The 1339-nt window shown below is 54.8% G+C and carries 2 protein-coding genes; both read right to left on the bottom strand.

Going from position 1 to position 1339, the window contains the following annotated elements; translation table 11 throughout:
- Positions 1 to 185: 185 nt before the first annotated feature.
- A complete protein-coding gene (locus ASD82_RS17620) occupies positions 186 to 770 on the bottom strand; it encodes a hypothetical protein (protein WP_056767101.1) in 585 nt (194 codons plus the stop codon).
- A gap of 23 nt (positions 771 to 793) precedes the next feature.
- Positions 794 to 1339: hypothetical protein (locus ASD82_RS18055; protein ID WP_235580634.1), on the bottom strand; the 546-nt coding region annotated here is incomplete at its 5' end.

Below are 1339 nucleotides of genomic sequence, written 5' to 3'. Positions count from 1 at the left end.
GGTCCGAGTCAGCGAAACCGACTCAACAAGACCGGTTACGGAAATGCAGCCTGACACTCGTTGCAGTCGCGCAGCACTGATACGCAGCACGCACCATCGAACAACGCCCTCACCAGCAGTGGCGCGAAAGCTCAGGGCAAAAGCCTCATGCGGCCGGGATTGACGGGAAGTCTCTTACGGAGTTGTTAGAGTGCGCCCGCGGGTTGATCCCGATCGAGTTCATGAACTTCCTCCAAGCGTGACTCTGTGTCAGAGCAAAGACCCTGTATGTACTGCATCCGCTCAACAACGGTGGTGCATAGGTTGATCAAACTCTGGTCACCATTGCCCGTGGCTTTATGAACTGCAATGGCAGATGCGATCATAGGGTTATAGCCCTCTACAACATCCCACGTAGTATTAGCCAGAATTCCGGTGTCACGATCGAAGAGAGTGAAGTGCGATCTTAAATCGCCAAATGTGGGGAGTTGATCTAACAAGAACAGTTTTTGAAATGCGGTATCGTCGAGCTGCGGAACAGCTCCTTCATGCACTTGATTTGCAATGACGGAAGCGAAATGCGCTTTCTTGTTTAGCTCGACGCCGAGAAGATGCAGCTTTGTTGAGATCGTCGAGGCAACGATATCCGCTTGACGCCGCCTCTCTCGCTCAACCAGTTCGCGTGACTGACGAGCGCTTCGCTCGCCGAGCCAGATAGCAACCATGATGGCCGCAATAGAGCCAATGGCCTGTACCCAAGCGGCAGCTACGCTCCAATCAAATTCGCACATCGACGATTACCATATTGTGCGCTCTAACGCTTGAGTTGAGCGGCGGCGTAGCCGTCCGCCTCGAACGAGTGGTTAAGGCCCGCTGCGGCTACTAGTTTGTCTACCAACTCACCAAACGTAACCGAGCCGGAATGCTCCCAAAATGTTTTGCCCATTTGTGTGCCTACGAGCTCTTCGATAACTCCAATAGCATCACGAACATCCGTAGTGTCAAGGGCGCCGAACTTCGGGCCACTGGCAATGACCGCCACATTGTCACTAGGCAGGAAGAACGGCTTGGACCAGCCGCAATATTTGGCGAAGGCGGCGCCTGCGACGGTAGCAACGGCTTTGCGCGCGGCGCCGCCCCAAACCTCCATGGACGCAGCGGAGCGAGATGCTTGATTAGTGCGAAGGTCTTTTAGAAATGACAGATCTGGACCAAGCCACCTCACGCCGATAAAGAAGCGCTTCCACCTGGTCACGGGCGGAAAGTGAGCGGGATACTGAAGTGGCTCGCTAGGCTGCATGGTATGGGCCGCGAATTCAAATACTAAGTGCACAGGCGCGGCCCCGAAGGATAGTCGAGG

It is taken from the genome of Rhodanobacter sp. Root179 (genome assembly GCF_001428465.1).
Classification (GTDB): domain Bacteria; phylum Pseudomonadota; class Gammaproteobacteria; order Xanthomonadales; family Rhodanobacteraceae; genus Rhodanobacter.
The sequence above is the reverse complement of the archived record's forward strand: the minus strand, read 5'-3'. Positions and strand labels throughout refer to the sequence as shown.

Coding starts and splice junctions, on each gene's coding strand:
- ASD82_RS17620 (WP_056767101.1), bottom strand. CDS start 770: ATGTGCGAATTTGATTGGAGCGTAGCTGCCGCTTGGGTACAGGCCATT.